This window comes from Streptomyces rapamycinicus NRRL 5491, from assembly GCF_024298965.1.
Taxonomy (GTDB): domain Bacteria; phylum Actinomycetota; class Actinomycetes; order Streptomycetales; family Streptomycetaceae; genus Streptomyces; species Streptomyces rapamycinicus.
In genome coordinates, this window is sequence record NZ_CP085193.1 from 5602492 (window position 1) to 5628048 (window position 25557).

At 70.0% G+C, this 25557-nt stretch carries 28 protein-coding genes; 16 read left to right on the forward strand and 12 right to left on the reverse strand.

Going from position 1 to position 25557, the window contains the following annotated elements; translation table 11 throughout:
* Positions 1–26: 26 nt before the first annotated feature.
* A complete protein-coding gene (locus tag LIV37_RS23150) occupies positions 27–848 on the forward strand; it encodes an NAD(P)H-dependent oxidoreductase (RefSeq protein ID WP_167525801.1) in 822 nt (273 codons plus the stop codon).
* Here the strand turns inward: LIV37_RS23150 and LIV37_RS23155 are convergent.
* The 4 genes from LIV37_RS23155 to LIV37_RS23170 all read right to left on the reverse strand — a co-directional run bounded on the left by LIV37_RS23155 (position 845) and on the right by LIV37_RS23170 (position 4213).
* Complete coding sequence (locus tag LIV37_RS23155; protein WP_020869527.1) at positions 845–1405, reverse strand: GNAT family N-acetyltransferase; 561 nt, start codon at positions 1403–1405, stop codon at positions 845–847. The genes LIV37_RS23150 and LIV37_RS23155 overlap by 4 nt on opposite strands.
* Before the next feature lie 142 nt (positions 1406–1547).
* Complete coding sequence (locus LIV37_RS23160) at positions 1548–2450, reverse strand: oxidoreductase (protein ID WP_121824604.1); 903 nt, start codon at positions 2448–2450, stop codon at positions 1548–1550.
* A 69-nt stretch (positions 2451–2519) separates the two neighbouring features.
* Positions 2520–3809, reverse strand: a complete 1290-nt coding sequence (locus tag LIV37_RS23165) for an RNA polymerase sigma factor (RefSeq protein ID WP_243146175.1) — start codon at positions 3807–3809, stop codon at positions 2520–2522.
* Between the two features lie 47 nt (positions 3810–3856).
* Positions 3857–4213, reverse strand: coding sequence for a YciI family protein (locus LIV37_RS23170; RefSeq protein ID WP_020869530.1), 357 nt, complete (start codon positions 4211–4213; stop codon positions 3857–3859).
* A gap of 255 nt (positions 4214–4468) precedes the next feature.
* Between LIV37_RS23170 and LIV37_RS23175 the strand changes: the two genes are divergently transcribed.
* The 3 genes from LIV37_RS23175 (at position 4469) to LIV37_RS23185 (ending at position 6049) form a co-directional block, all read left to right on the forward strand.
* Positions 4469–4882 carry a helix-turn-helix domain-containing protein gene (locus LIV37_RS23175; RefSeq protein WP_020869531.1) on the forward strand — a complete coding sequence of 138 codons (414 nt, stop codon included), beginning with the start codon at positions 4469–4471 and terminating at the stop codon, positions 4880–4882.
* Positions 4883–4900: 18 nt separating this feature from the next.
* On the forward strand, positions 4901–5584 hold the full coding sequence (locus tag LIV37_RS23180; protein WP_020869532.1) for a hypothetical protein: 684 nt from the start codon (positions 4901–4903) through the stop codon (positions 5582–5584).
* 120 nt (positions 5585–5704) lie between these two features.
* The gene (locus LIV37_RS23185; RefSeq protein WP_243146304.1) at positions 5705–6049 is read left to right on the forward strand and encodes a DUF2516 family protein; all 345 of its coding nucleotides are present in this window, start codon (positions 5705–5707) and stop codon (positions 6047–6049) included.
* 82 nt (positions 6050–6131) lie between these two features.
* Here the strand turns inward: LIV37_RS23185 and LIV37_RS23190 are convergent, their stop codons facing one another.
* Positions 6132–7358, reverse strand: a complete 1227-nt coding sequence (locus tag LIV37_RS23190; protein ID WP_020869534.1) for a PP2C family protein-serine/threonine phosphatase — start codon at positions 7356–7358, stop codon at positions 6132–6134.
* A 232-nt stretch (positions 7359–7590) separates the two neighbouring features.
* On the opposite strand from LIV37_RS23190, the gene LIV37_RS23195 reads away from it, so the two are divergent.
* Positions 7591–8115 (forward strand): O-acetyl-ADP-ribose deacetylase, encoded by a 525-nt coding sequence (locus LIV37_RS23195; protein ID WP_020869535.1) that lies wholly within the window; start codon positions 7591–7593, stop codon positions 8113–8115.
* 17 nt (positions 8116–8132) lie between these two features.
* Here LIV37_RS23195 and LIV37_RS23200 read toward each other — a convergent pair whose 3' ends face one another.
* The gene (locus tag LIV37_RS23200; protein WP_020869536.1) at positions 8133–9212 is read right to left on the reverse strand and encodes a C40 family peptidase; all 1080 of its coding nucleotides are present in this window, start codon (positions 9210–9212) and stop codon (positions 8133–8135) included.
* Between the two features lie 471 nt (positions 9213–9683).
* Here LIV37_RS23200 and pstS point away from each other — a divergent pair, with 471 nt between their 5' ends.
* From pstS to pstB, 4 genes are all read left to right on the forward strand, one after another.
* Positions 9684–10805: a phosphate ABC transporter substrate-binding protein PstS gene (pstS, locus tag LIV37_RS23205; RefSeq protein WP_020869537.1), complete on the forward strand. Its 1122-nt coding sequence runs from the start codon at positions 9684–9686 to the stop codon at positions 10803–10805.
* 115 nt (positions 10806–10920) lie between these two features.
* Positions 10921–11910 carry a phosphate ABC transporter permease subunit PstC gene (gene pstC, locus LIV37_RS23210; protein WP_020869538.1) on the forward strand — a complete coding sequence of 330 codons (990 nt, stop codon included), beginning with the start codon at positions 10921–10923 and terminating at the stop codon, positions 11908–11910.
* A complete protein-coding gene (pstA, locus tag LIV37_RS23215; protein WP_020869539.1) occupies positions 11907–12971 on the forward strand; it encodes a phosphate ABC transporter permease PstA in 1065 nt (354 codons plus the stop codon). Before pstC ends, pstA begins: the two co-directional genes overlap by 4 nt.
* Positions 12972–12997: 26 nt before the next feature.
* Complete coding sequence (pstB, locus tag LIV37_RS23220; RefSeq protein ID WP_020869540.1) at positions 12998–13774, forward strand: phosphate ABC transporter ATP-binding protein PstB; 777 nt, start codon at positions 12998–13000, stop codon at positions 13772–13774.
* A 136-nt stretch (positions 13775–13910) separates the two neighbouring features.
* On the opposite strand, the gene LIV37_RS23225 is transcribed toward pstB, so the two are convergent.
* Together LIV37_RS23225 and LIV37_RS23230 are read right to left on the reverse strand one after the other, a co-directional pair.
* Positions 13911–14909 (reverse strand): inorganic phosphate transporter, encoded by a 999-nt coding sequence (locus tag LIV37_RS23225; RefSeq protein WP_020869541.1) that lies wholly within the window; start codon positions 14907–14909, stop codon positions 13911–13913.
* 8 nt (positions 14910–14917) lie between these two features.
* Complete coding sequence (locus tag LIV37_RS23230) at positions 14918–15538, reverse strand: DUF47 domain-containing protein (RefSeq protein WP_121824602.1); 621 nt, start codon at positions 15536–15538, stop codon at positions 14918–14920.
* A 192-nt stretch (positions 15539–15730) separates the two neighbouring features.
* Between LIV37_RS23230 and LIV37_RS23235 the strand changes: the two genes are divergently transcribed.
* Positions 15731–16135: a metal-sensitive transcriptional regulator gene (locus LIV37_RS23235; protein WP_020869543.1), complete on the forward strand. Its 405-nt coding sequence runs from the start codon at positions 15731–15733 to the stop codon at positions 16133–16135.
* A gap of 280 nt (positions 16136–16415) precedes the next feature.
* Here the strand turns inward: LIV37_RS23235 and LIV37_RS23240 are convergent, their stop codons facing one another.
* Positions 16416–16655, reverse strand: coding sequence for a hypothetical protein (locus tag LIV37_RS23240; protein ID WP_167525768.1), 240 nt, complete (start codon positions 16653–16655; stop codon positions 16416–16418).
* Between the two features lie 199 nt (positions 16656–16854).
* Entirely contained in the window at positions 16855–17772 is a 918-nt protein-coding gene (locus tag LIV37_RS23245; protein ID WP_020869545.1) for a hypothetical protein, read from the reverse strand.
* A 113-nt stretch (positions 17773–17885) separates the two neighbouring features.
* Between LIV37_RS23245 and LIV37_RS23250 the strand changes: the two genes are divergently transcribed.
* The gene (locus LIV37_RS23250) at positions 17886–18071 is read left to right on the forward strand and encodes a hypothetical protein (RefSeq protein ID WP_121825317.1); all 186 of its coding nucleotides are present in this window, start codon (positions 17886–17888) and stop codon (positions 18069–18071) included.
* 168 nt (positions 18072–18239) lie between these two features.
* Complete coding sequence (locus tag LIV37_RS23255) at positions 18240–19850, forward strand: FAD-binding oxidoreductase (RefSeq protein WP_020869546.1); 1611 nt, start codon at positions 18240–18242, stop codon at positions 19848–19850.
* A gap of 148 nt (positions 19851–19998) precedes the next feature.
* Here LIV37_RS23255 and LIV37_RS23260 read toward each other — a convergent pair whose 3' ends face one another.
* Complete coding sequence (locus tag LIV37_RS23260; RefSeq protein WP_020869547.1) at positions 19999–20712, reverse strand: phosphatase PAP2 family protein; 714 nt, start codon at positions 20710–20712, stop codon at positions 19999–20001.
* Between the two features lie 236 nt (positions 20713–20948).
* Entirely contained in the window at positions 20949–21956 is a 1008-nt protein-coding gene (locus tag LIV37_RS23265; RefSeq protein ID WP_037954960.1) for a bifunctional lytic transglycosylase/C40 family peptidase, read from the reverse strand.
* A 224-nt stretch (positions 21957–22180) separates the two neighbouring features.
* On the opposite strand from LIV37_RS23265, the gene LIV37_RS23270 reads away from it, so the two are divergent.
* The 4 genes from LIV37_RS23270 to LIV37_RS23285 all read left to right on the forward strand — a co-directional run bounded on the left by LIV37_RS23270 (position 22181) and on the right by LIV37_RS23285 (position 25557).
* Positions 22181–22435, forward strand: coding sequence for a DUF397 domain-containing protein (locus tag LIV37_RS23270; protein WP_020869549.1), 255 nt, complete (start codon positions 22181–22183; stop codon positions 22433–22435).
* Between the two features lie 309 nt (positions 22436–22744).
* Complete coding sequence (locus LIV37_RS23275; RefSeq protein WP_009716148.1) at positions 22745–23053, forward strand: hypothetical protein; 309 nt, start codon at positions 22745–22747, stop codon at positions 23051–23053.
* A 319-nt stretch (positions 23054–23372) separates the two neighbouring features.
* Entirely contained in the window at positions 23373–24260 is an 888-nt protein-coding gene (locus LIV37_RS23280; protein WP_020869550.1) for a DUF8175 domain-containg protein, read from the forward strand.
* Positions 24250–25557, forward strand: coding sequence for a hypothetical protein (locus LIV37_RS23285; protein ID WP_020869551.1), 1308 nt, complete (start codon positions 24250–24252; stop codon positions 25555–25557). Before LIV37_RS23280 ends, LIV37_RS23285 begins: the two co-directional genes overlap by 11 nt.

Here is a 25557-nt window from a genome sequence, read left to right on the forward strand (position 1 = left end):
GGGGCCGATTTCCGAGCATGGTGGGCATGAACGTGCTGTGGATATTCGCCCACCCCGAACAGCGCTCCCTCAGCGGGGCGTTGCGCGACGAGGGGCTGCGCGCCCTGCGCGAGGCGGGCCATGAGTACCGGCTGTCCGATCTCTACGCGATGCGCTGGAACCCCGTGGTGGACGGCGCCGACTTCCGGCATGACGCGGACGAACGCCTCATCGTCGGGGCCGCCTCACGGCGCGCCCATGACGCGGGGACGCTCAGCGAGGACATCCGCGCCGAGCAGGAGAAGATCGCCTGGGCCGATGCGCTCGTCGTGCAGTTTCCCCTGTGGTGGTACGGCATGCCCGCCATCCTCAAGGGCTGGTTCGACCGCGTCTTCGTCAAGGGCTTCGCCTACGGGGTCATCGGACCGGACGGCCGCACCCTGCGCTACGGGGACGGCAAGCTGGCCGGTAAGCGCGCCATGGTGGTGCTGACCGCCGGGGCGCCCGAGGCCACCATGGGGCCGCGCGGTGTCAACGGCGAGCTCGGCGATCTGCTGTTCCCGCTGCACCACGGCACCTTCTGGTACAGCGGGATGTCCGTGCTGCCGCCATATGTGGTGTACGGCGCGGACCGGGTCCCGCCCGAGGCGTACGAAACCCATGCCGCCGAGCTGCGGAAGCGGCTGTCCGCCCTGCCGACCGAGGAGCCGATTCCGTTCCGCCGACAGAACGGCGGCGACTACGACGAGCGCCTGGTGCTCCGCCCCGACCTCCTGCCGGGCCGCACCGGCCTCTCCGTGCACTACGCGCCACCCCGCACCCCGGCCGCCGAAGGCGCCCAGAACACCGAGACCGCCCCGAACGGCTAAGAGGGCGGCCACAGCTCCAGCCGCCATTCGTTGCACCGCATCATCGTCCCCACCGGATACTCGAACTCGCACTCGCCGAGCAGCGTGAACCCGGCCTTGCGGCACACCCCGTTCGACGCGGGGTGGCCGACGGACGGATACGCGTGCAGATACCGATGGGTCCGCTGCGCCGCGGCCGCCCGCGCAACCTCCCTCGCGGCCGCGGCCGCGATCCCCCGCCCCTGGAACGGCGGCAGCACGGCCCAGCCGGTCTCGTACACCGACTCACCCCGCCACTCCCGCTCCCAGTACCCGATGCTGCCGGCCGTCTCGTTCCCCTCGCCCCCCTCGTTCCCCTCGTTCCCCTCCGGCAGCACGATCCGGTACATCCGCCCGGCGCCCGGCCCGGTCAGCTCGGCATACCGCCGGTGGCGTACCAGGAGCTGCTCCTCGCTCTCCGGCCCGCCCAGATGGCTCGTCATCTCCGGGCTGTTGACGCGGCGCAGCAGCCCGAGGCAGAGCGCGCTGTCCTCCCACGGCTCGAGCCGCACCCGCACCCCGCTCGCCCCACCGGACATGCACCACCTCCCGCCGTCGGCGCACTCTGCGCCCGCCTTCCGTTCATTCGACCACGGGGGTAAGACAACGGCCTCGCGCCCAGGTCACGGCCCGTCCCACCAGTCCAACCAGTCCCATCCGCCTCGCCCGGCCCGCCCGGCGTCAGTCCGCCGACGCCACCGGCTCCAGCAGCGCCATGTCGTCCTCGCCGAGGGCGATCCGCGCCGCCGCCATGTTCTCGTCCAGGTGAGCCAGTGAGCTGGTGCCGGGGATCTGGATGATCGCGGGCGAGCGGGCGAGCCCCCAGGCGAGGGCGATCTGATGCGCGGTCGCGCCCTGCCGCTCCGCGACCGTCCGCAGGTTCTCGTTCTCCAGGCCGGTATGGCCGCCGCCCAGCGCGAAGAACGGCACATAGGCGATTCCGGCCGCGGCGCACTCGTCCACCAGCGCCCCGTCTCCCTGGTCGAGCACCCCGAACCGGTTCTGCACCGCCGCCACGGGCGCGATCGCGCGGGCCTCGGCGAGCTGCTCGGCGCTCACATTGCTCACCCCGAGCTCCCGCACCAGCCCCTCCTCCCGCAGTGCGGCCAGCGCGCCGAACCGTTCCCCGATCGGCACCCCGCCCACCGCCTTCAGCCGCCCCACCCGCAGGTAGACCAGGTCGAGGGCGTCCACGCCCAGCTGCCGCAGGTTCTCCTCCACCAGCCCCCGCAGCTGCTCCGGCCGCGCCTCCGCGTACATCTCCCCGGTCGCGGTGCGCAGCGGCCCGATCTTGGTGGCGATGGTGAGCTGCTCGGGGTAGGGGTGCAGGGCCTCGCGCAGGATGTCGTTGGCCCGCTCGGTGGCGGAGAAGTAGAAGGCGGCGGTGTCGATATGACGGGCGCCCAGCTCCACGGCGCGCCGTGCGACCGCCACGGCCGTGGCCCGCTCGACGGCGGGACCGCCCCACCGCCCCGGCAGCTGCATGGCCCCGAAGCCCAGCCGATCGGCCGGTGATGAGAGAGGTGATGAGAGATGGGAAGACGAAAGCGAGGAAAACGCGGATGAGGAAGAGGATGAGGTCATGGGGCAGCATGCGCACCTTTTCGCCCCGACCACAAGATCAGCCCCGCACCACAAGATCAGCCCATCGGCTCAGCCCGACGACCGCTCCAGCAGCAGCGCCCGCTCACGGGCGTTACGGGTCAGGCCCGCCGCGCGGGCGAACTCCGCCCGGGCCTCCGCATGCCGCCCCAGCCGCTCCAGCAGATCCCCGCGGACGCTCGGCAGCAGGTGGTAGCCCTTGAGGGCCGGTTCCTCCGCCAGCGCCTCGACCAGTTTCAGACCCGCCGCGGGCCCCTCCGCCATCGCGACGGCGACCGCCCGGTTGAGCTCCACCACCGGGGACGGGGTCAGCGCCATCAGCCGGCCGTAGAGGGCGGCGATGGCCGTCCAGTCGGTGTCCTGGTAGCGGATCGCCCGGGCGTGGCAGGCGGCGATGGCGGCCTGGAGGGAGTACGGGCCCTGGCCCGCCCGCTGGAGGGCCTCGACACCCCGGCGGATGAGCAGGCGGTTCCACTTGGTGCGGTTCTGGTCGGCGAGCAGCACCGGCTCACCGCCGGGGCCGGTGCGCGCCCCGATCCGGGAGGACTGGAACTCCAGCAGCGAGACCAGGCCATGCGCTTCGGGCTCCTGGGGCAGCAGCCCCGCCAGCACCCGCGCCAGGCGCAGCGCGTCCTCACACAGGGCCGGGCGCACCAGATCGTCGCCCGCGGTCGCGGAGTAGCCCTCGTTGAAGACGAGGTAGATGACCTCCAGGACCGAGGAGAGCCGGGCGGTCCGGTCGTCGCCGTGCGGCACCTCGAAGGGGACCTCGGCCTTGGCGAGGGTCCGCTTGGCCCGGACGATGCGCTGGGCGACCGTCGGCTCCGGGACCAGGAACGCGCGGGCGATCTCCTCCGTCGTCAGCCCGCCCAGCAGCCGCAGCGTGAGCGCTACCCGGGCCTGGGTGGACAGCACGGGATGGCATGCGGTGAAGATCAGCCGCAGCAGGTCGTCGTCGATGTCCTCGGCGGTCCCGGCGAGATCCGCCGGATCGGGCGGTGAGACGTCCTCCAGGGCCCGCCCCACCTCCGCCAGCTTGCGCGCGTAGGTCTCCTTACGGCGTACGAGGTCGATCGCGCGGTGCTTGGCGGTGGCCATGAGCCAGGCGCCCGGATTGTCCGGCACACCCGACTCCGGCCACCGCTCCAGCGCGGTGACCAGGGCGTCCTGCGCGAGTTCCTCGGCCAGTCCGACGTCCCGCACGATGCGGGCGACGCCGGCGATGATCCGCGCGGACTCGATCCTGAAGACCGTTTCGACCGTTCTGGCGATGTCAGCCGTTTCGCCGCTCAGGGCGCTTTCAGCTGGTTTCGCCGCATCGGCCGGGTTTGCTGCCGTCACGGCCACCATCAGAGCAGCCGTAAGGGGACGGAGCAAGCATTACCGGCTCAGGGCTCGACAACCTCACGGACCTCGCAGGTGATCGTCCAGAACTCCTCATGGACCCGCAGGAACCGCTTGGTCCACTCCAGGGCCTCGGCCTTGTCCTTGGCCTGGAGCAGGGCGTAGCCGCCGATGACCTCCTTGCTCTCGGTGAAGGGGCCGTCGGTGCAGCTGATCTTTCCGCCGGACCAGGTGACCCGGGTGCCGTCGGAGGTCGGGGTGAGCCCGGCCGTGTCCAGCATGACCCCGGCCTTGGTCATCTCCTCGATCAGCTCGCCCATCCGCTCCATGAGCTCGGGGCTGGGGCCCTCGGCGGGGGCGTTCTGCTCATCGACGCGGATCATCGACAGATAGCGCGGCATGGTGGTGACTCCTTGCGAAACGGGATCGAGATTTCGGAGCGGAGGCCGGGGGCTCGCCCCGCCTCTCACCCCTGCGTCGAACGGGCACCGCCCGGATCGACAGACCTCACGAACTTTTTGACGAGGTCACCCCCGACGAGGTCACCCCCGACGAGGTCGCACCGACCGGGTCACACCAGCGGGCCCCGCATGACACGCACCACTATTGCAAGCAAATGCTTGCAATAGTTAGCACACCTGTTGCAGCATCGAGGCATGGCATCACTCAACGTCGGCAACCTCGGCGGGTTCCTGCGCGAGCAGCGGCGCAGTGCGCAGCTGTCGCTGCGGCAGCTGGCCGATGCGGCCGGGGTGTCCAATCCGTACCTCAGCCAGATCGAGCGCGGGCTGCGCAAACCGAGCGCCGAGATCCTGCAGCAGCTGGCGAAGGCACTGCGGATATCCGCCGAGACCCTGTACGTACAGGCGGGGATCCTCGACGAGCGGGACCGCGAAGAGACCGAGGTGCGCAGCGTGATACTCGCCGACCCCTCGATCAACGAGCGGCAGAAGCAGGTCCTGCTGCAGATCTACGAGTCCTTCCGCAAGGAGAACGGGCTCCAGACCGCCTCGGACGACGCCTCCGACACCCCCGACGCCGGCGCCGACGTCGCCGCACCCTCGAACTGATCCGGGAGGACCATCACCATGGCCATCACCGACGACGTACGCAAGACCCTCACCGACCCGACCCCGCTGTACTTCATGGCGGGCACGGCCGACATCGCCGCCCAGAAGCTCAAGGAGGTGCCGTCGTTCGTCGAGAAGATCGTCGCCGAGGCGCCGGAGCGCCTGAACGCGGTGCGCAACACCGACCCCAAGGTCGTGCAGGAGCGGGTCTCCCAGCAGGCCAAGGGAGCCCAGGACAAGCTCACCGAGATGCTGGGCACGCTCGACACCGACATCAAGCGGCTGCGCGACACGGCGCAGGAGCTCGCCCTTCAGGGCGTGGGCCGGGCCGCCGAGCTGGCCGTGAAGGCGCGGGAGCGGTACGACGAGGTGGCCGAGCACGGCCAGGACGTCGTGCGGACCTGGCGCGGTGAGGCGGCCGACGAGGTCGTCGACATCGCCGACGCGATTGAGCCCAAGGGGGAGCGGGACGGCCACGCCGCCCGGTCCAAGGCGCCGGCGCAGTCGGTCGCCATGGACTCGTCCAAGGAAGCGCCGAAGGCCCCCGCCAAGCCGGCCACCCCGGCCGCGTCGAGCGGCGCCGGCCACTCGGGCGCCCAGTCGTCCGCGGCCTCGTCGGCCACCCAGGCCAAGAAGGCCCCGGCCCGCGGAAACAAGCCCGCCACCGCCGCCAAGAAGCCGGAGCCGAAGTCGGCAGGCTGACGCGCGCACGTCCACGACCGGGCCGGGTACGCCGGGTATACCCTGCGTGCCCGGCCCGGTGGGCGGGTACGGTGGCCCGCAGAGACGCTTCCCATACATATCTTCTAGGCGGTGGACGGCGTGCTGGTTGAAGGCTTCGGCAAGCTGATGTACTGGGTCTCCTGGGCCCTGCTCCTCTTCAGCCTCTTCGCCTTCGTCGACTCGGCGATCCGCCGGGAGGACGCGTATCGAGCGGCGGACAAGCAGACCAAGGCATTCTGGTTGATCATCCTCGGCCTCGCGGCCGCGGTGAACTTCTTCATGGGGATCCTGGACTTCCTGCCGATCATCGGGCTGATCGCGACGATCGTGTACGTCGTCGACGTCCGCCCCGCGCTGCGACAGGTCTCCGGCGGTGGCCGCCGCTGGCCGCGCGGCCGCGGCTCCAGCTCAGACGGCCCTTACGGACCCTTCAACGGCCGATAGGCCCTTACGGGCCCTTTCAGCGGCCGGTGGCGGGCGACGGCCGGCGGCGGGTCCGGGCGGCCTCATAGCGGGCCGCGGCCGGTCAGCCGCGGTCCAGCAGCAGCACCGCGAGATCGTCGGTCAGCTCCCCGCCGTTCAGCGACCGCACCTCGGTGACGGTCGCGTCCAGCAGCTCCTCGCCGCGCCGTCCCTCCGCGACCTGGCGCGCCACGATCTCGACCATCCCCTCCTGGCCGAGCCGCTGCACCCCCTGCCCGACGCGGCCCTCGATCAGCCCGTCGGTGTACATCATCAGGCTCCACGCCCCGCCGAGATCGACCTCGCGGCGCGGCCAGCGGGCGTTCGGCAGGAGGCCCAGCGCCGGGCCGTTCTCGTCGGTCGGCAGCAGCCGGGGCGCCATGCTCGGGCGGATCGCCAGCGGTGAGGGGTGCCCGGCCAGGCAGACCCCGGCCCGGCGGCCGTCCGGGGTGATGTCGACCGTACACAGTGTGGCGAAGATCTCATCGTCGGCGCGTTCGTTCTCCAGCACCTGCTGAAGGGTGCCGAGCAGCTGATCGCCGCAGAGCCCGGCGAAGGTCAGGGCGCGCCAGGCGATCCGCAGCTCGACGCCGAGGGCGGCCTCGTCCGGGCCGTGCCCGCAGACGTCGCCGATCATCGCGTGGACGGTGCCGTCCGGGGTGCGGACGGTGTCGTAGAAGTCGCCGCCGAGCAGGGCGCGGCTGCGGCCGGGCCGGTAGCGGGCGGCGAAACGCAGCCCCGAGCCGTCCAGCAGCGGGGTGGGCAGCAGTCCGCGCTCCAGCCGGGCGTTCTCCTGGGCGCGCAGCCGTGACTCGGTGAGCTGGCGCTGGGCGAGGTCGGAGCGTTTGCGCTCGACGGCGTAGCGGATGGCGCGGCTGAGGATCCGGCCGTCCAGCTCGCCCCGGAAGAGGAAGTCCTGGGCACCCACCCGTACCGCCTCGGCGGCGCGCTCGGCGTCGTCCTCGGCGGTGAGCACGAGGACGGCGTGCGAAGGCGCGAGCCTCAGCACCTCGCGCAGCGTGGCCAGCGAGTCCGCGCCGTCGTGGCACGGTCCCGGCAGGGCCAGGAGGATGCACTGCACCCCGTCGGTGAGCAGCCGGCTGGCCTCGGTGAGGTTGCGGGCCGTACGGATGCGGACCCGGTTACCCTCGGTGTCCAGCATCTCGGGAACGTTGAAGGCACCGGACGGATCGTCCTCGATCACCAGCAGGGTGAGCCCGTTGTCGGGCAGGGTGGCGGGACCGGCCGACTGGGCCGGTGCCTCCCGTTGCCTCGGCACGGGTACGGACATCGCTCGATTCCTTCCCTCCCCCCGAGGGCGCGCCCCGCCGACGGTGGAGCGCACATGGGATCCCGGTACGCACACCGACTGGTCGGTTTCAGCGACGTCAGAGCGCGGGTACCGGATACTGCCAGGCGACCTTAGCGCTAGGCGGCGGTTTCACGGAATGACCTCCAGGCACCGACTTTTGTCATATGCCGCACGTCATGCGGCACTTGGCGGCCCGGGAGACAATCCCGGGATGACGAACATCACGCTGGCGCTGGGCGATATCACCGAGCAGAGCGTCGACGCGGTCGTGAACGCGGCCAACTCCTCCCTGTTGGGAGGGGGTGGCGTCGACGGAGCCATCCATCGGCGGGGCGGACCCGACATTCTGGATGAATGCCGCGATCTGCGCGCATCTCACTACGGCAAGGGGCTTCCGGCCGGTGCGGCGGTCGCCACCACGGCCGGCCGGCTGCCCGCCCGCTGGGTGATCCATACGGTCGGACCGGTCTTCTCCACGACCGAGGACCGCTCGGCCACCCTCGCCTCCTGCTACCGCGCGTCACTGCGGGTCGCCGATGAACTGGGCGCCCGTACGGTCGCCTTCCCGGCCGTCTCCACCGGCGTCTACCGCTGGCCCCTCGACGACGCCGCCCGGATCGCGCTCACCACCGTGCGCGATACGGACACTTCGGTCACCGAGGCCCGTTTCGTCCTCTTCGACCAACGCGCGTACGGCGCCTTCGAGACGGCCCTCAACGAGCTTCCGCCGGCCTGAGCCCCTGGTGGCCGCCGCTACCTCGCATCCGGCCGCACCACGCCCAGGATCGGCATCGAACCCGCGCCCGCGACCGTCACCTGGCGGCCGGGGCGGGGTGCGTGGATGATCGCGCCGCTGCCCACGTACATCCCCACATGGCTCGCGTCCCGGAAGTAGATGATCAGATCACCCGGGCGCATGTCCTTCGCGCTCACCTTCGGCAGCAGCCGCCACTGCTCCTGCGAGGTCCGCGGGATCGCCCGGCCGGCCGCCGCCCACGCCCGCTGGGTCAGCCCCGAACAGTCATAGGTGTTCGGGCCCACCGCGCCCCACACATAGTCCTTGCCGAGCTGATCCTTCGCGAAGTCGACCGCGCGGCCGCCCCTCGCGGTGGCACCGCCGCCGAGCTCCCGCAGTATCCCGGTGTCCAGCCACTTCGCCTGTGCGCCACGGGCCTTGTCCTCCTCCAGCCGGCGCAGCCGCTCCCGCTCGTCCTTCGCCAGCCGGGACTCCAGCCGCTGCGCCCGGGCCAGCTTGCGCAGGATCTCCTTCTTCGCGGCCGCCTTCTTCGCCCGGCTCCGGTCCAGCCGTTCCCACTCCTGGGAGGCCGACTCGGCGTACCGGTCCAGCGCCACCTGGGTGCGCGCCAGACGGCCGATCAGACCGTGGGTCGCCTTCTCACCCTTGCGCGCGAGCGTGACGCCGTCGAGGAAGTCACCCGGGTCGCCGTTGAGGAACAGCCGCGCCTCCGCGGGCATCCCGCCGCCCCGGTACTGGGCCCGGGCCATCGCCCCGGCCCGCTTGCGCAGTCCGGCCATCTCCTTCTGGGCCTTCACCACGGCTCGGGCGATCCTCAGGATGGACTTCTCCTGCCGGGCCTGTTTCTCCCGCGCCAGGTTGTACGAGTCGGTGGCGGACTCCGCCTTGCGGTAGAGCCCCTCGACCTCCTTGCGGACCGCCTCCAGACTCCGGTCCCCGCTCCCGCCGCCACCGGTCCCGCCACCGGCCCCGCCGCCCGGCGTCGGCCCCGGCTCGCCGGGCGCGGCGTACGCCGTCTCCGGCACCGCCGACAGTCCCAGCGCGCAGACGAGCGCGGTGGCCGCGGCGACGCTCACACCCCTCCCTCTCCCGTCCCGCCTCACCCGCGGTCTCCTCTCGTTCGGCTGCGGCCGTGCGCGCTCCTGTCGTTCTCGCGCGCCAGACCTGACGTACCGGCACGTAGGGACGGATAGTGACATGCCGTACCGCAATCCGACAGAGACACGCGGCGGTTACGCCGCCGGCCACCCCGATCCGGTTCACCGGACGGGTGCCGCACAGGTGTCGGACGGACCTCGGGCGGCCTCCGCGAGGGGGTAGCCCACGCCGCGATCCAGCCGTGACCTGGCCGTGACATGGCCACCACACTGACGGCCGAGGTTCACCGTCCGTTTACTCGCCCCCTCAGGCCGCTTCACCTGATCTGCCTAATTTCGGCCCTACTGAGCGTGAGCCGAGTACGGCTCCGGCGCACGCCACAACAAGTGCGCTCCACCCAACTCGCGCGCCGTCCCCCAACCGGCGGCTTCTGGAAGGAACTCCCGAAAGTGAAGCTTCAGCGCAAGAACCGGCTTCGCGCCATCGCCGCCGGTGCCCTCGCTGTCTCCGGCGCCCTTGTCCTCACGGCGTGCGGCTCCGACAACAACAGCGGTGGTGGCGGTGGTGACTCCAAGGCCGCCTCCAACATCAAGTGCGACGGCAAGGGGCAGCTGCTGGCCTCCGGCTCCTCCGCGCAGAAGAACGCCATGGACCTGTGGATCAAGACCTACGGGGCGGCGTGCAAGGACACCAAGCTCAACTACAAGGCCACCGGCTCGGGCGCGGGCATCCAGGAGTTCCTGCAGGGCAAGACCGCCTTCGCGGGTTCCGACTCGGCGCTGAAGCCCGAAGAGGTCAAGTCCTCGGAGAAGGTCTGCAAGGGCGGCAAGGCCATTGACCTGCCGATGGTCGGCGGCCCGATCGCGGTCGGCTTCAACGTGCCCGGCGTGGACAAGCTGACGCTGAACGCCGAGGTCCTCGGCAAGATCTTCAACTCCGAGATCAAGAAGTGGGACGACCCCGCGATCAAGGCGCTGAACAAGGACGCGAACCTTCCGAGCCTCAAGATCCAGGCGTTCCACCGCTCCGACGAGTCGGGCACCACGGACAACTTCACCAAGTACCTCAAGGCCGCCGCGCCCAAGGCGTGGCCGCATGAGCCGGGCAAGGCGTGGGAGGGCGAGGGCGGCCAGTCGGCCGACGGCTCCTCTGGTGTCTCCTCGCAGGTCAAGCAGGTCTCGGGCTCGATCTCGTACTTCGAGCTCTCCTACGCGACCGCGAACAGCATCAAGACCGTCGACCTGAACACCGGCGCCTCCGCCCCGGTCCAGGCCACCGTCGAGAACGCCTCCAAGGCCATCTCCGAGGCCAAGGTCAAGGGCACCGGCAGCGACCTGGCCCTGGACCTGGCCTACGACACCAAGGCTGACGGCGCCTACCCGATCACCCTGGTCACCTACGAGATCGCCTGCGACAAGGGCAACAAGGCGAGCACCCTCCCCGCGACCAAGTCCTTCCTGACCTACGTCGCCAGCGAGGACGGCCAGACCTCGCTGAAGGAGCTGGGCTACGCCCCGCTGCCGGCCGAGATCGCCAACAAGGTCCGCGAGAGCGTCAAGAGCCTCTCCTGACCCGAGTGCGGCTGACTCCGTCGTGGTGATCGCCACGACGGAGTCAGCCGCATCGTCCGGTGCACCGCCGCACCAGGAGCCTCCTCCGCGGCAGGCTCCGCAGACCGGAGAACCCATGAAAACGGATATAGAACCCACATCATCAGCCGCAGAGTCACCATCGAAGGTCAGGACCCGCTCCACCGGCCGCGCCGGTGACAAGATCTTCCTCGGCCTGGCCCGGGGTTCCGGTATCGCTCTGCTGGTGATCATGGCGGCCATCGCGGCCTTCCTCACCTACCGCGCCGCCATCGCGATCTCCAAGGACGAGGCCAACTTCCTCACCTACTTCGAGTGGAACACCGGCTCCTCGCCGATGCGGTTCGGCATCGCCGTCCTCGCCTACGGCACGGTCGTCAGCTCGATCATCGCCATGCTCATCGCGGTCCCGATCGCGGTGGGCATCGCGCTGTTCATCTCGCACTACGCGCCGCGCCCGCTGGCCACCCCGGTCGCCTATGTGATCGACCTGCTCGCCGCGGTCCCCAGCATCGTCTACGGCCTGTGGGGCGCGCTCTTCCTCGTGCCGCATCTGACCGGCCTGTACACCTGGTTCGACGACTACCTGGGCTGGACCGGGGTCCTCAGCTACCAGGGCGGCCCCGCGCGCTCCCTGTTCACCGTCGGCATCCTGCTGGCGATCATGATCCTGCCGATCGTCACCAGCGTGAGCCGCGAGGTGTTCCGGCAGGTCCCGAGGATGCACGAGGAGGCGGCGCTGGCGCTCGGCGCCACCCGCTGGGAGGTCATCCGGATGGCCGTCCTCCCGTTCGGCCGCTCCGGCATCATCAGCGCCTCGATGCTGGGCCTGGGCCGCGCGCTCGGCGAGACCATGGCGGTCGCCACCGTGCTGTCCCCCAACTTCCTGATCGAGACCAGCCTGCTGGACGGGGGCGGTGGCACCTTCGCCCAGAACATCGCCAGCCGCTTCAAGGAGGCCGGCAACGACGGCCGTGACGCGCTGATCGCCTCCGGTCTGGTGCTGTTCGTCATCACCCTGCTGGTCAACGGCGCCGCGCGAATGATCATCGCCCGCCGCAAGGAGTACTCGGGGACCGCCGCATGAGCACTGTCGTTGACAAGAACGCCGCGCGCCACGGCTCGAGCCTCCAGCAGGCCCGGCTGCCCGGGTGGGCCCCGTACGCCCTGGTCGTGGTCTCGCTCGCGCTGGGAGCGGGCATCGGCACCGCCCTCGGGATGGGCAACCCGTTCCAGATGGGCCTGCTCGCCGCCCTGGTCTTCATCGTCGCCTCGTACGCCCTCGGCGCCGCGGTCGAGGGCAGCCGTCAGGCCAAGAACCGGCTCGCCACCAGCCTGGTGTGGGTCTGCTTCCTGCTCGCCGTAGTCCCGCTGCTCTCCCTGATCTGGGAGACCATCGACCGGGGCCGGACGGTGCTCGACGGATACTTCCTGGCCCACTCCATGGAGGGCGTGCAGACGATCCTGCCCGGCGGTGGCGCGTACCACGCGATCATCGGCACCCTGGAGCAGGTCGGCCTCGCCGCGCTCATCGCCGTGCCGATCGGGCTGCTGACCGCCATCTACCTGGTGGAGTACGGGCGCGGCCGGCTCGCCAAGGCCGTCACCTTCTTCGTCGACGTGATGACCGGCATCCCCTCGATCGTCGCCGGTCTGTTCATCCTCAGCTTCTGGATCATCATTCTCGGCTTCAGCTACTCGGGCTTCGCCGGCGCCATGGCGCTGGCCATCCTGATGATGCCGATCGTCGTCCGCTCGACCGAGGAAATGCTCAAGCTGGTCCCGGACGAGCTGCGTGAGGCGTCCCTCGCGCTCGGCGTGCCCAAGTGGCGCACCATCCTCAAGGTGGTGCTGCCCACCGCGATCGGCGGGATCACCACGGGTGTGATGCTCGCGGTCGCCCGTATCGCCGGTGAGTCCGCCCCCATCGTGCTGCTGGTCTTCGGTGCCACGGGGATCAACAACAACCCGTTCGAAGGCGCCCAGTCGTCGCTGCCCTACTACATCTACGAGCAGTGGCAGCTCGGCAACGAGGCCTCCTTCAACCGGGCCTGGGCAGCGGCGCTCGTGCTCATCGCCTTCGTCATGATCCTGAACCTGGTGGCCCGCGGCATCGCCCGCTGGAAGGCCCCGAAGTCCGGCCGCTGAGGCCAAGAAGAAGAGAAGTGATTCACATGGCCAAGCGCATCGACATCAGCGGGCTCACCGCCTACTACGGCACCCACAAAGCCATCGAGGACATCTCGATGACCGTCGAGCCCCGCTCGGTGACCGCCTTCATCGGCCCGTCGGGCTGCGGCAAGTCCACCTTCCTGCGCACCCTCAACCGGATGCACGAGGTCACCCTCGGCGGACGTGTTGAGGGCAAGGTGATGCTCGACGACGAGAACCTCTACGGCTCGGGCGTGGACCCGGTCTCCGTGCGGCGCACGGTCGGCATGGTCTTCCAGCGCCCCAACCCGTTCCCGACGATGTCCATCTTCGAGAACGTGGCCGCCGGGCTGAAGCTCAACGGCTCGTACAAGAAGAGCGAGCTCGGACACGTCGTCGAGAAGTCCCTCAAGGGCGCCAACCTGTGGAACGAGGTCAAGGACCGGCTCAACAAGCCGGGCGCCGGGCTCTCCGGCGGTCAGCAGCAGCGGCTGTGCATCGCCCGCGCCATCGCGGTCGAGCCCGATGTGCTGCTGATGGACGAGCCCTGCTCGGCGCTCGACCCGATCTCGACCCTCGCCATCGAGGACCTGATCGGTGAGCTCAAGGAGCGCTTCACGATCGTCATCGTGACGCACAACATGCAGCAGGCGGCGCGCGTCTCGGACCGTACGGCCTTCTTCAACCTGGCCGGTGTCGGCCAGCCGGGCAAGCTCATAGAGATCGACGAGACCGAGCGGATCTTCTCCAACCCGTCGGTGCAGGCGACCGAGGACTACATCTCCGGCCGCTTCGGCTGACCAAGGCCCCTCGCACGACCGGCGAGGACAGAACGTCCTGCGGTGCTGCATGGCGGTGCCACCGCAAGACGAAGGGCCCGCCCCTGGCTCCCGGGGGCGGGCCCACTTTCATGGGTCCGGTCTTGTTGTGCGGCGGTCAGCCGAAGGCCAGGTTGACGATCCAGTAGCTGAGCGCGGCGACTCCGGCCGCCGCGGGCATGGTGATGAACCAGCCGAGGACGATGTTCTTCGCGACCCCCCAGCGGACCGCGCTCACCCGCTTGGTCGCCCCCACGCCCATGATCGCCGAGGTGATGACATGGGTGGTCGAGATGGGCGCCTGGAACATGAACGACGCCGTGTACATGACGCCTGCCGCCGTGGTCTCCGCCGCGAACCCCTGCGGCGGGTCCAGCTCGATGATCCGCCGTCCCAGCGTGCGCATGATGCGCCAGCCGCCCGCGTAGGTGCCGAGCGACAGCATCGCGGCGCAGGAGATCTTCACCCACACCGGAATCGCGTCGCCTTCGTCCTCGACACCCCCGATGACCAGGGCCATCACCACGACACCCATCGTCTTCTGGGCGTCCTGGAGGCCGTGGCCGAGCGCCATGCCCGCCGCCGAGACGGTCTGCGCTATCCGGAAGCCGCGCTTGGCCTTGTGCGGGTTCGCGTTACGGAAGATCCAGAGGATGACCACCATCACGAGGTAGCCGAGCACCAGGCCGACGATGGGCGAGAGGATCATCGGGATGACGACCTTCTCCAGCACCCCGTCCCAGTGGACCGTGCTGGCCCCCGCGAGCGCCGCGCCGACCAGCCCGCCGAAAAGCGCGTGCGATGAGGAGGACGGCAGACCGTAGTACCAGGTCACCATGTTCCAGGTGATCGCGCCGACCAGTCCGGCGAACAAGATCATCATGCCTTGGTCGCCGGTGGGGGTGGCGATCAGGCCCTCGCTGACGGTCTTGGCGACACCGCTGCCGAGGAAGGCACCCGCGAGGTTCATCACGGCGGCCATAGCGAGCGCCGCCCGTGGGGTCAGCGCCCGGGTGGAGACCGAGGTCGCGATGGCGTTGGCCGAGTCGTGGAAGCCGTTGGTATAGGTGAAGAACAGCGCGACCGCGATGGTCACGACAAGCGCGAAGGTGTCCATGCCCGGGCTCAGGACTCCTTGACGGCGATGGTCTCGACCGTGTTGGCCACATGCTCGAAGGCGTCCGCCGCCTCCTCCAGCACATCGACGATCTGCTTGAGCTTGAGCACCTCGATGGCGTCGTACTTACCGTTGAAGAGGTGGGCCAGGAGCTTGCGGTGGATCTGGTCCGCCTGGTTCTCCAGCCGGTTGACCTCGATCCAGTACTCCGTGAGGTTGGTCATGGTGCGCAGGTTCGGCATCGCCTCGGCGGTCAGCTCGGCCGCCCGCGCCAGCACCTCGATCTGCTGCTCGACGCCCTTGGGCAGCTCTTCGACCTGGTAGAGGACGACCAGGTCGACGGCCTCCTCCATGAAGTCCATGATGTCGTCGAGGGACGAGGCGAGGCGGTAGATGTCCTCGCGGTCGAACGGCGTGATGAAGGAGGAGTTCAGCTGGTGGAAGATCGCGTGCGTGGCATCGTCCCCCGCGTGCTCCGCGGCCCTCATCCGCTCCGAGATCTCGGCACGAGCGGAGGAGTCCGCCCCGAGCAGTTCCATCAGGAGCTTGGAGCCGGTCACGATGTTGTCCGCGGACGCGGCGAACATGTCGTAAAAGCTCGTCTCCCTGGGGGTCAGACGAAAGCGCACTGGGGATCCTCGGAATGCAGCGGATGGGGACTCGACGATGCTAGGCGCATCTTCCGGCCACGGTAACCGGCGATCCCAGTGTCGCCCATTGGGCAGAGTGCTCAGCACGGGGGCCCGGTTCGACCGGAAAAGGCGATACCATATACCCACTGGGGGTATATGCGGACATAGCGTAATCAACGGGAGGAAGCCATGACGACCTCGGCGGCCGACACCACCGCGCCCACCGACGGCGACGAGCGGGGCCAGGCGTCCGGGCACACCTCCGCCCAGGACTCCGTACCCCACGGTGGGCATGGATACGCCAAACAAAAGGATCAGCATCTGAAGCGGCTGCGCCGGATCGAGGGCCAGATCAGGGGACTGCAGCGGATGGTCGAGGAAGACGTCTACTGCATCGACATACTCACCCAGGTCTCGGCGAGCACCAAGGCGCTCCAGTCCTTCGCCCTCCAACTGCTCGAGGAGCATCTGCGCCACTGTGTCGCCAGCGCGGCCGTGGAGAGCGCCGCCCAGGGCGAGGCGGAGGGCACCGGAGAGGTCGACGCCAAGGTGGCCGAGGCCACGGCGGCCATCGCCCGGCTGCTGCGGACCTGAGCGCGGGTGCGGGGCGCAGCCGGGTGGACGGTGGACGGGCCGTCCCCGGGCCAGCGCCGGTACGGGCCCGTTCGCGGGCGTGGACATGACCGCCCGCGGGCGTGGAGATGGCCGTCCGAGGGCGTGGAGATGACCGCCTGCGGGCGTGGACCGTCCGCTCGCCTCTCGCCGGACGGGGCCGCTGGGCGCCTCGCCGGACGCCCCACTGGGCGCCCGCCGGCGAGACGGCGGCATCGACGTTGCCGGAGGGCGTCCGCTACGGGTTGCCAGAGGGCGTCCGCTACGGGGCGTCCGGGCTCCCTGCACCGGCCTCCGGGGCGGCCTTCGTCTCCTCGGCGCGCTGCGCCTTCTCCGCGCGCTTGACCTTCTCGGGGCGCTTCCTGTCCTCGGCGCCCCTACCGTTCGCCTTGGCGCCCGTGGTCCCCTCGGCCGAATCTGATCGGTCGGCCCGCACCCGGAGCACCTCGTCGATACGGTCCGTACTGAGCCTGTCCTCGTCCGCGCTCGACGCAGCGATCATCAAGTCACCATAGAGATCGATTTCGACGAGGGCCACGGGGTCCGGGCCCGACGAGCCGCGACGCGCAACCACGTGTTTCACCTCCTCCAGCGAGCACCTGCGAGCACTTTCGAGCAGCGGCTTCCCAGCGTAGGGATCGGTACACACTCCGCGCATGGCACGGATGGGCCATTTCGAAGGGCAAAGCGAGCCCCTCCGACTACTTCTGAGGTGATCCGACCTTCCCTGTGTAGATATCCGTGGGCTTGGGGAGCTCAACCTCGGCGGGGGCCCCGAAGTCGTACAGCTCCGTGGTGGACGCGACCCCCAGCTCGCCACGCCGCCGCCCGGCGGCGTCCGGGCTCTCCGCCGCCTTCCGGCCGTCGGCCCGGCTGGTCACCGTGAACCGGTGGCGCACCTCGCGCAGCCGGCCGAGCCCGTCGAGATACGCGTCGAAGCGCACCGTACTCTCGTGGAACCCCCTGGCCGCGGCCACCAGTGAGCCGCGCGCGCCCTCCGGCGCGGCCCGCGCCGCCCGGCCGATGTCGGTTGTGCCGCGGTAGTGGCGCACCAAGTCTCCGCCGAGTCCCTCCTCGCCGACCAGGCTGGCCTTCCGCACCCCGCGCAGCAACTCGGCGGCGGTCAGCGGATCCGTGGCCCCGCCGGTGACCAGATTCCCGTCGGGAATGTCCGTCGTATCCACCCGCACCCATTTGTCGCGGGGAATGCCCGCACCGCGATTGCGCATGAAAAGCGCCCCGGAGGTCAGGAGTTCGGTGATCGGCGCGTGCTCGGCGGTCCCCATCGCGTCCCTCGGCAGCAGCAGCCGCAGCCGTCCCAGCCGCTTCTCGAAGTCGTACGCACCGGCGCCCCGGATGGACACGCGGGTGCCGCCCGTCGCCGTCTCCATGGTCGTACGGACCCTTGAGCTGCCCGATTTGACCAGCACGTCCGCGGCCCGGTGCAGCGCCGTGACCGCACTCTCGCGCGCGCTGCCGCCCGGTCGTTCATCGGCCGCCGTCTCGGTGGAACAGCCGCTCACGGTCGCCAGCGACACGGCCAGCAGGCCACCCGACACGACTCCGGCGACCGCTCTCACCCGTCTCCGTACGCCGAGCCCGCGCTGCTGGAACACCATCGACCGCCGACCCCCTGGCCACGCTCGTCCCGCTTGGTACTTGCTCGTTTAACGATTCACACCGGTAGCTCGTCACGGCCAGGTAGCGTGGTCATGTGCTCGACTCAGGCGACATGGGCCCCGGCCGGAACCGCACCACCACCGTGGAGCGGGGCTCGTTCTCCATCGCCCGCTGCACCTGCGGCTGGTCCGGTCCGGCCCGTCGCGCCAGAGCCCTCGCCCGTGATGACGCGGCGGACCATGCGACGGCCCGTCACACCCGGTCCGGTACAAGCGATTCTCCGGACTCATCCGATTAGTCCGGATCAGGCTCGTCCGATTGGCGCGGGTTGTCCGTCCCCCGACAACTCTTCGGCCACGAGCGGAACCACACCCCCCGGTCGACCCCTCTGACCAAAAGACCGGGCCGGCTTCACGGTGGCCCGGTCGACGGTTGAGAGCAGCGTCGACAGGGAGGGGACACCGCCATGAACCGGCGGACACTGCTGGCAGCGGGCACGGGGCTGGCGGCCACCGCCACGGGGGTCACCGCGTGCAACGATGACGCGGGGAAGGCCGGCGGTGACACGGACCAGGTCGGCTCCTCCTCCGCGTCGGACGCCCGTTCGGCCTCGGCGAGCGGCAGTCGCCGCGCCGTCGACGGCAAGCCCAAGTCCGCGGACTGGAGCGCGCTCGGCAAGGACCTCCAGGGCGGCCTGGTGCGCCCCGGAGACTCCGACTACACCTCCGCCAGCCGGCTCTACAACACCCGCTTCGACCATCTGCGCCCCGCCGCCGTCGCCTATATAGAGAACACCTCGGACATCTCCGCCTGTCTGGACTTCGCCCGGCGCCATGGCGCGCCCGTCGCGATCCGCAACGGCGGTCACTCCTACGCCGGCTGGTCGAGCGGCGACGGCCGTCTCGTCATCGACGTCTCCGCGCTCTCCTCGATCCGTACCACCTCCGGCGAGGCGCGGATCGGCGCCGGGGCCAAGCTCATCGACGTCTACACCAAACTGGGCGCCCAGGGGGTCACCGTCCCCGGCGGCTCCTGCCCGAGCGTCGGCATATCCGGACTGACCCTCGGCGGCGGCCACGGCGTGGTCTCCCGGGCGTACGGACTGACCGCCGACAGCCTTACGGGGGCCACCATCGTCACCGCGGACGGCAAGGCCCTGGAAGTTTCCAAGAGCCGCGAGGCCGAGCTGTTCTGGGCGCTGCGCGGCGCGGGCAACGGCAACTTCGGCGTCGTCACCGAACTGCGCTTCCGTACGCATGACGCGGCCGACGGCGTGACCTGTTACATGTCATGGCCATGGTCCAAGGCGGCGAAGGTGCTGAGCGCCTGGCAGAAGTGGGGCCCGGACCAGCCGGACGAGATCTGGTCGGCACTGCATCTGTCGGCCGCCCCCGGGCGCACCCCCACCGTCTCCATCAGCTGCTTCTCGCTCGGCACCTACGGCGCGCTGCAGAACGCGGTGGACAAGCTCGCCGACGGACCGGGCGGCCCCGGCCCCGCCACGCAGGTCAGCCTGCGCCGCCGCGGCTACGTCGACGCCATGCGGATGTACGCGGGCTGCGGCGACACCTCCACGGCCAACTGCCATCTGCCCGGCGACAAGCCCGGCCGCAGCACCTCCGGGGTGCTGAACCGCGAGACCTACGCGGCGCGCTCGGACTTCTTCGACCGCTCGCTGAGCCAGGCGGGCGTCCGGGCGATGCTGGACCAGCTGGAGCGCTACGGGCGGCGCACCGGCGGCGGGGGCGCGGTCAGCATCGCGCTCACCGCGCTCGGCGGGGCGGTCAACCGGGTCTCGTCCACGGCCACGTCCTTCGTCCACCGCCGCTCGCGGTTCCTCGCGCAGTACACCGCGTCCTGGGCGGCGGGCGGCTCGGGCACCGCGGGCAACGCCTGGCTGGACGGCGCCCATAAGGCGATGGCGCGGTACGCCTCCGGGGCGGCGTACCAGAACTACACGGACGCGTCGCTGAAGGACTGGCGCTCGGCGTACTACGGCTCGGCCGCCGACAAGCTGACGCGGGTGAAGAAGCGTTACGACCCGGACCGGCTCTTCGACTTCCCGCAGGCGCTGTGAGGTCTTCCCCCGCCGGGGACCCGCGGGCCCTCGGAGGTGCGACGGCTACTGATCCGCGGAGCGGCGGCTGATCCGCGAGATGACAGAAGGCCCGGCGGCTGCCGGGCCTTCTTCGTATCCGAGTTCGTGGCGTCCGTAAGGGTGCCGGCTAGGCCGCCAGATCCTTGTTCCCGTGATCGCCGCCCACCGAGCGGGACCCGGCGAGCTCCGCGCGTGCCTCGTCCGCGTCCTGCTCGGCGGCGGCGGGCTCGGCCCGTACCAGGCGGCCGACGCGCGAAGCCGCGACCGCCGTGGTCAGCGGGGTCAGCAGCATCATCGCGAGAGGCGCCAGCAGCAGTGTGACCGCCGTCCCCAGGGCGAACCCGCCGATCACATCGGTCGGGTAGTGGACGCCCATATAGACGCGGCAGAACCCTTCCAGCAGGGCGAGCCCTATGGCGGCAACCCCATAGGCCCGGTGAGCCATGAAGACGCCGACGGCGACCGCCATGGTCAGCGTCGCGTGGTCGCTGACGAACGAGAAGTCGGTCTTGCCCGCCACCAGGACGTCGAGCCCCTGATGGTCCTTGAAGGGTCTGGGCCGCTCGACGAAGCCGCGGATGGGAATGTTGGCGACCAGCGCCAGCCCGGCGGCCAGCGGGGCCCACACCAGCCCGGCGACGGCGGACGGCGCCTCCCGCTGCCGCTTCCGGACGCTCCACCAGGCGGCCAGGGTCACCAGGGCGAGCCCGATGATGATCCCGTACTCGCCTACGAACTCCATGACGCGGTCGAACCAGTGCGGGGCGTCCTTCGCCAGCCCGTTGATGTCGTAGAGAAGGCTGACATCGGGGTTCGACCCGTCCAGTGCGAGTCCAGCCATATGCCGTGGCCCCTTATCTCTTGCCTGTCACTACGTGCAGCTGCCGACCCCCCGTAATGCCTTGCGAGCCGTGGCAACGCGACCGGCGCCGGAGAGTCCGCCGTCGATCCACGCTGATCCACGCCTCGATCCACCTCCAGGGAACGCCCTCTTCTCGCCAGGGGTTCCGTACTCCACCCAACGATCACCGGGACGTTATCGAAGGGTGACCGATCGTCGCAGCTCAGGGGGAATCCTTACGCGGGGTTCGCCCGCGGCAGCGCTTTCGCGCCATCCTGGGTCACCCGTGTAGCACCGATGTAGTCGGGCGAGTCGATCTTGTCAAAACGGATCACCGCACCGGTGTAGGGCGCGTTGATCATGTAGCCGCCGCCCACATAGATCCCCACATGGTGGATCGATCTCGGATCGTCGAGGTCGTAGGCGAAGAAGACCAGATCCCCGGGGAGCAGCTCGCTCCGCTTGGGGTGCGGTCCGGCGTTCCACTGGTCGTTGGCGACGCGCGGCAGATCGATGCCGACCGTCTTGTACGCCGCCTTCGTCAGCCCCGAGCAGTCGAACCGCCCGCCCTCCTCCGGCGTGCCGTTCCCGCCCCAGAGATAGGGCTTGCCGAGCTGCTTCTGCGCGAAGTAGATCGCCCCGGCCGACTGCTGGGAGGGCTGGACCTTCTGGATCGGCGCCTCGAAGCTCTTGGCGAGGGTGGTGATGGTCTTCACGTAGTTCTGGGTCTCGCGGTAAGGCGGCACCCCGCCGTACTTGATCACGGCATAGGCGCCCGCGTTGTACGAGGCCAGCATGTTGTGCGTCTGATTGCCCGGCACATCCTTGACGTACTTGGCGAGCGAGCAGTCGTAGGCGGCCGCCGACGGGATCGCGTCCTGCGGGTCCCAGATGTCCTTGACGCCGTCCTTGTTGCCGTCGACCCCGTGCGAGGCCCAGGTGGCGGGGATGAACTGCGCTATCCCCTTGGCGTTGGCCGGGCTCTGCGCCTTCGCGTTCCAGCCGCTCTCCTGGTAGAGCTGCGCGGCGAGGAGCGCGGGGTTGATGGCCGGGCAGGAGTTCCCGTACCGCTGGATGAGCGGTTCGTACGTGGCGGGAACCGCGCCCTTGGCCAGCCCGACGGCCTTACCGCCGGCACCGCCGACGAGGTCCGCCGCGACCATGTAGGTACCGACGACGAGCAGCGCGACGAAGGAAAAGGAGACTCCGAGACCGACACTGACACCCAGCCAGACCTTACGCACCCGGCCATCCTCCCCCATCCACCCGCCATGCGAACGCGTTTCCGCTCGCACGGCGAAAATCAGCCGCTCCCCAGCCGAAACCATACGATCGCCGCCGACGCGCGCCCCCTTGTGCGCCGCCGACCCGCCCCGCACGCCCCACCACCCCATCTCGGCCGCCTCTCGCGGGGCCGGGGAACGCGTAGAGTCCAGCCGTCCGAGCACCACGACCCTGGGGACCTCAGATGACACGGCTCGACTGGCAAGAGCTCGACTGGCAGCGGGCCGCACCCGCCGACCTCCCGGAGGGCACCGCCTACCTCGAGGTGGCCGTGGGGCCCGACGACCAGATCCTGATGCGCGAGAGCAACGACCCGGAGACCGTCGTCGTCACGACCCGGGCCAAGTGGGACGCGTTCATCAAGGGCGTCAAGGCGGGCGAGTTCGACGACTTCGCGGACCTTACGGAGACGGAGACCGACGGGCCCCCGGGGAAGTGAGGGCGGGGCGCGGCGGGCGGAAGCGCTCGGCGCGGGCGCACTGACGCCCCCCGCCGAGGGGACCACCTGTCAGCCCCTCACGGATCGTTGCCCGACGCTCACCCGCGTGATACACAGAGTGACCATACGACACTCCGTTGACATGCCTCCCACAGGCGCCGGACGGGCGTGTCCCACAACACGCACGAGATCCGCCAAGAAATGCCGCCAAGTCGACATGCGGAAGCGGATTCATCAGCGAAGATAGAGGCTGACCCACGCCATGCCGGCGAAGAGACACAACAACCCACAAGGGGCGGTGAGTTCATCATGTTCCTAGCGGCCGAAAAGGGCGACATCAACACCATCATCGGCGGAATCGCCCCAGACTGGGGTCCGTTCGGCAGCCTGGGCAGCGAGGCCCGCGTCATGATCGAGGTCGTGATGGCGGTCGCACTGCTGCTGTGCTTCGGCATCGCCATCTGGGGCGCGGCCAAGCAGCGGATCGGCGCGACGGCCCTGCGGGACACCTTCAGCGCGGAGCAGGGCAAGGGGCTGATCGTCGCGGGCCTGACCGGTGTGTTCATCATCGGATCACTGGGCACGCTCTTCACGATCGTGTACGGCATGGCCATCTAGCCGCGTCCCCGCCCGCCCCCGAGCCGCCCCTCCGCGCGGGGCGCACACCCCGGCCGCAAGCCTCCGCTCCCGATTCCCCCTACCGGCCCCACACCCCGTACCCGAGGCTGCTCCCCGATGCCCGCTCCCGCTCACCACGCTGAGGTCGTGTCAGCTTGATGTCCACTCACACCAGCGCGCCCGAGCGTCAGTCCTCGCCGTTACCGTCGTATGCGGGTGACGGAAGAGGGACCATGGATGACGCGGTCGGCAGAATCGGCGGGATCGGCGGGATCAGCAGCCTTGGCAGGCTCGGCACGGGTGAAGGGGCGTACGCAGGATGAGTCTCGGCGGCGACGACGGATACGGCGGTGACTACGAGGGCCACGAGGCGCGCCGCGGACGCGGCGCGGCCCCCGAAGGCCACCTGACGCGCACCCGCCTGCCCGAGGGCGACGGCGACCCCTACGGCCCACCCCGCCGAGCCCCCGGCCGCGCCAAGCCCAGCCGCAACCTGATCACCGTGGTCAGCGTCATCGTCCTCCTCCTCGCGGCCATCGCCTTCGTCAACCGCGGCGACAGCAAGGACAGCGACTCCAGCGGCGGCGACACCAGCGAGGGCGGCACCGAGGCCCACCCCACCGCCCCCACCGGCGAGCGCCCGGTCGACGGGAAGAACGCCACGACCGACATCGCCTCGGGCTTCGCCAAATCGGAACAAGGCGCCCAGAGCGCGGCGGCGAACTACGCGGTGGCGCTCGCATCCGCCGACATGGCCAAGTCGGACCGCCGTCACCAGCTCGTTTCCCAGATCTTTACGAGCGACAGAGTGAACGGGCTGCAGAAGAAGCTGGACCGGGCCTACTCCAAGAGCTTCCTGGAGAAGCTCGGCCTGGACGCGAACGGCAACGCGGGCGACGGCATGACCTATGTCTCGCGCGCCGCCCCCATCGGCACGAAGACGACCATTTCCACGGATACCGCCGCCACCGTCGAGGTCTGGTGCACCGGCGTGTTCGGCACGGCAGGAGAGGGATCGAAGAACCCGGTAGCCAACGACTGGTTCACCATGACCGTCAAGCTGCGATGGGTGAACAAGGACTGGAAGGTCGAGAGCTACTCCCAGAAGGACGGCCCTGCCCCGGTCAACAGCGACAACACCGCGTCGACGGCTGATGAGATCGCCAAGGCTGTGCAGCAGTACGGAGGGTTCACGTATGCCCGGTAAGCCGCGCAAACGCATCGTCACGCTCGCCGGGGTGGTGGTGGCGGTCCAGACCTCCGTTGTGCTCCTCGCCACGCGGGCCGCCGCCGCACCGTCGCCGAGTCCGTCCGACGACAGCGACTGTGACCTGCTCACGGGCTCGGCCAAGAAGTACTGCGAAAAAGGCGACAAGAGTGGCGGCCCCCCCGACCCCTCCAACCCCCTCGACCCCGCCGCCTCCCTCGCCCGCGGCTGCGCCGACGCCGCCTCCTGGCTCGTCGGCAAGCTCTCCAAGCTCGTCAAGGAGACGGCCAACGTCGACTTCACCAACGAGGCCTTCCTCCGCCAGTACGCCGTCGTCTTCGCCGCCTCCACCGTCCTCACCCTCATCCTCTGGCTCCTCGCCGTCGCCAAGCGCGCCATCCGCGGCGTCCCCCTCGGCGAGGCGCTTTCCGAGGCCATAGGTTTTCTCTGGCTGACGGTCCTGGCCTCCGCCTTCACCCCCCTCATCCTCTATACGGTCGTCACCGCGACCGACGCCGTCACCGACGCCATCGCCTCCGGCACCGGTGCGGACAACGACGCCTTCTTCGGCTCGTTCTCCCAAGCGCTCAAGCGGGACGAGGACATCGGCGGCGGCCCGATCATGCTGATCGTCGTCTCGCTGGTGACGATCCTCGCCGCCGGCGTCCTCTGCCTCGAGCTCGTCATCCGCGCCGCCCTCCTCTACGTGGGCGCGCTGCTCGGCACCGCCGTCTACGCGGGCCTCGTCGACAAGAACATGTGGGGGCATGTGCGCCGCTGGGCGGGGATCATGATCGCCGTGATCCTCGTCAAGCCGGTGATCATCACCGTCCTGGCCCTCGCCGGCGCGCTCTCCACCAACGGCGACAAGCCCGACGCCTTCTCGGCGGTGGTCTCCGGCCTGTCCATCATCATCCTCGCCATCTTCGCCAGCGCGATGATCTACCGCTTCGTGCCCGGCTTCGGCGATGAGATCGTCAAGGCGCGCAGCGCCAGTTCCGACCCCGCGTCCCGCCAGGCCGCCGCCGTCATCACTTCCCCCGCCGCCCTGGTGAAGCAGGGCATCAACACCCACAGCGCCCGCGGCGGGGGCGAGGCCGGCGCCGCCCCGGGGCAGGCCAAGCCCGCCAACCCCGTCTCCGGCGGTGTGGCGGCCCACAGCACCCGCCCCAGTGGCGGGGGCGGCGGGGGAGCCTCCCCCGCGCCCGCCAGCCGCACCGGCCACACCGGAGGCTCCGGCGGCGGCTCCGCCACGAACCGCAGCTCCGGCAACAACTCGGGAGGTGACCGGCGGTGA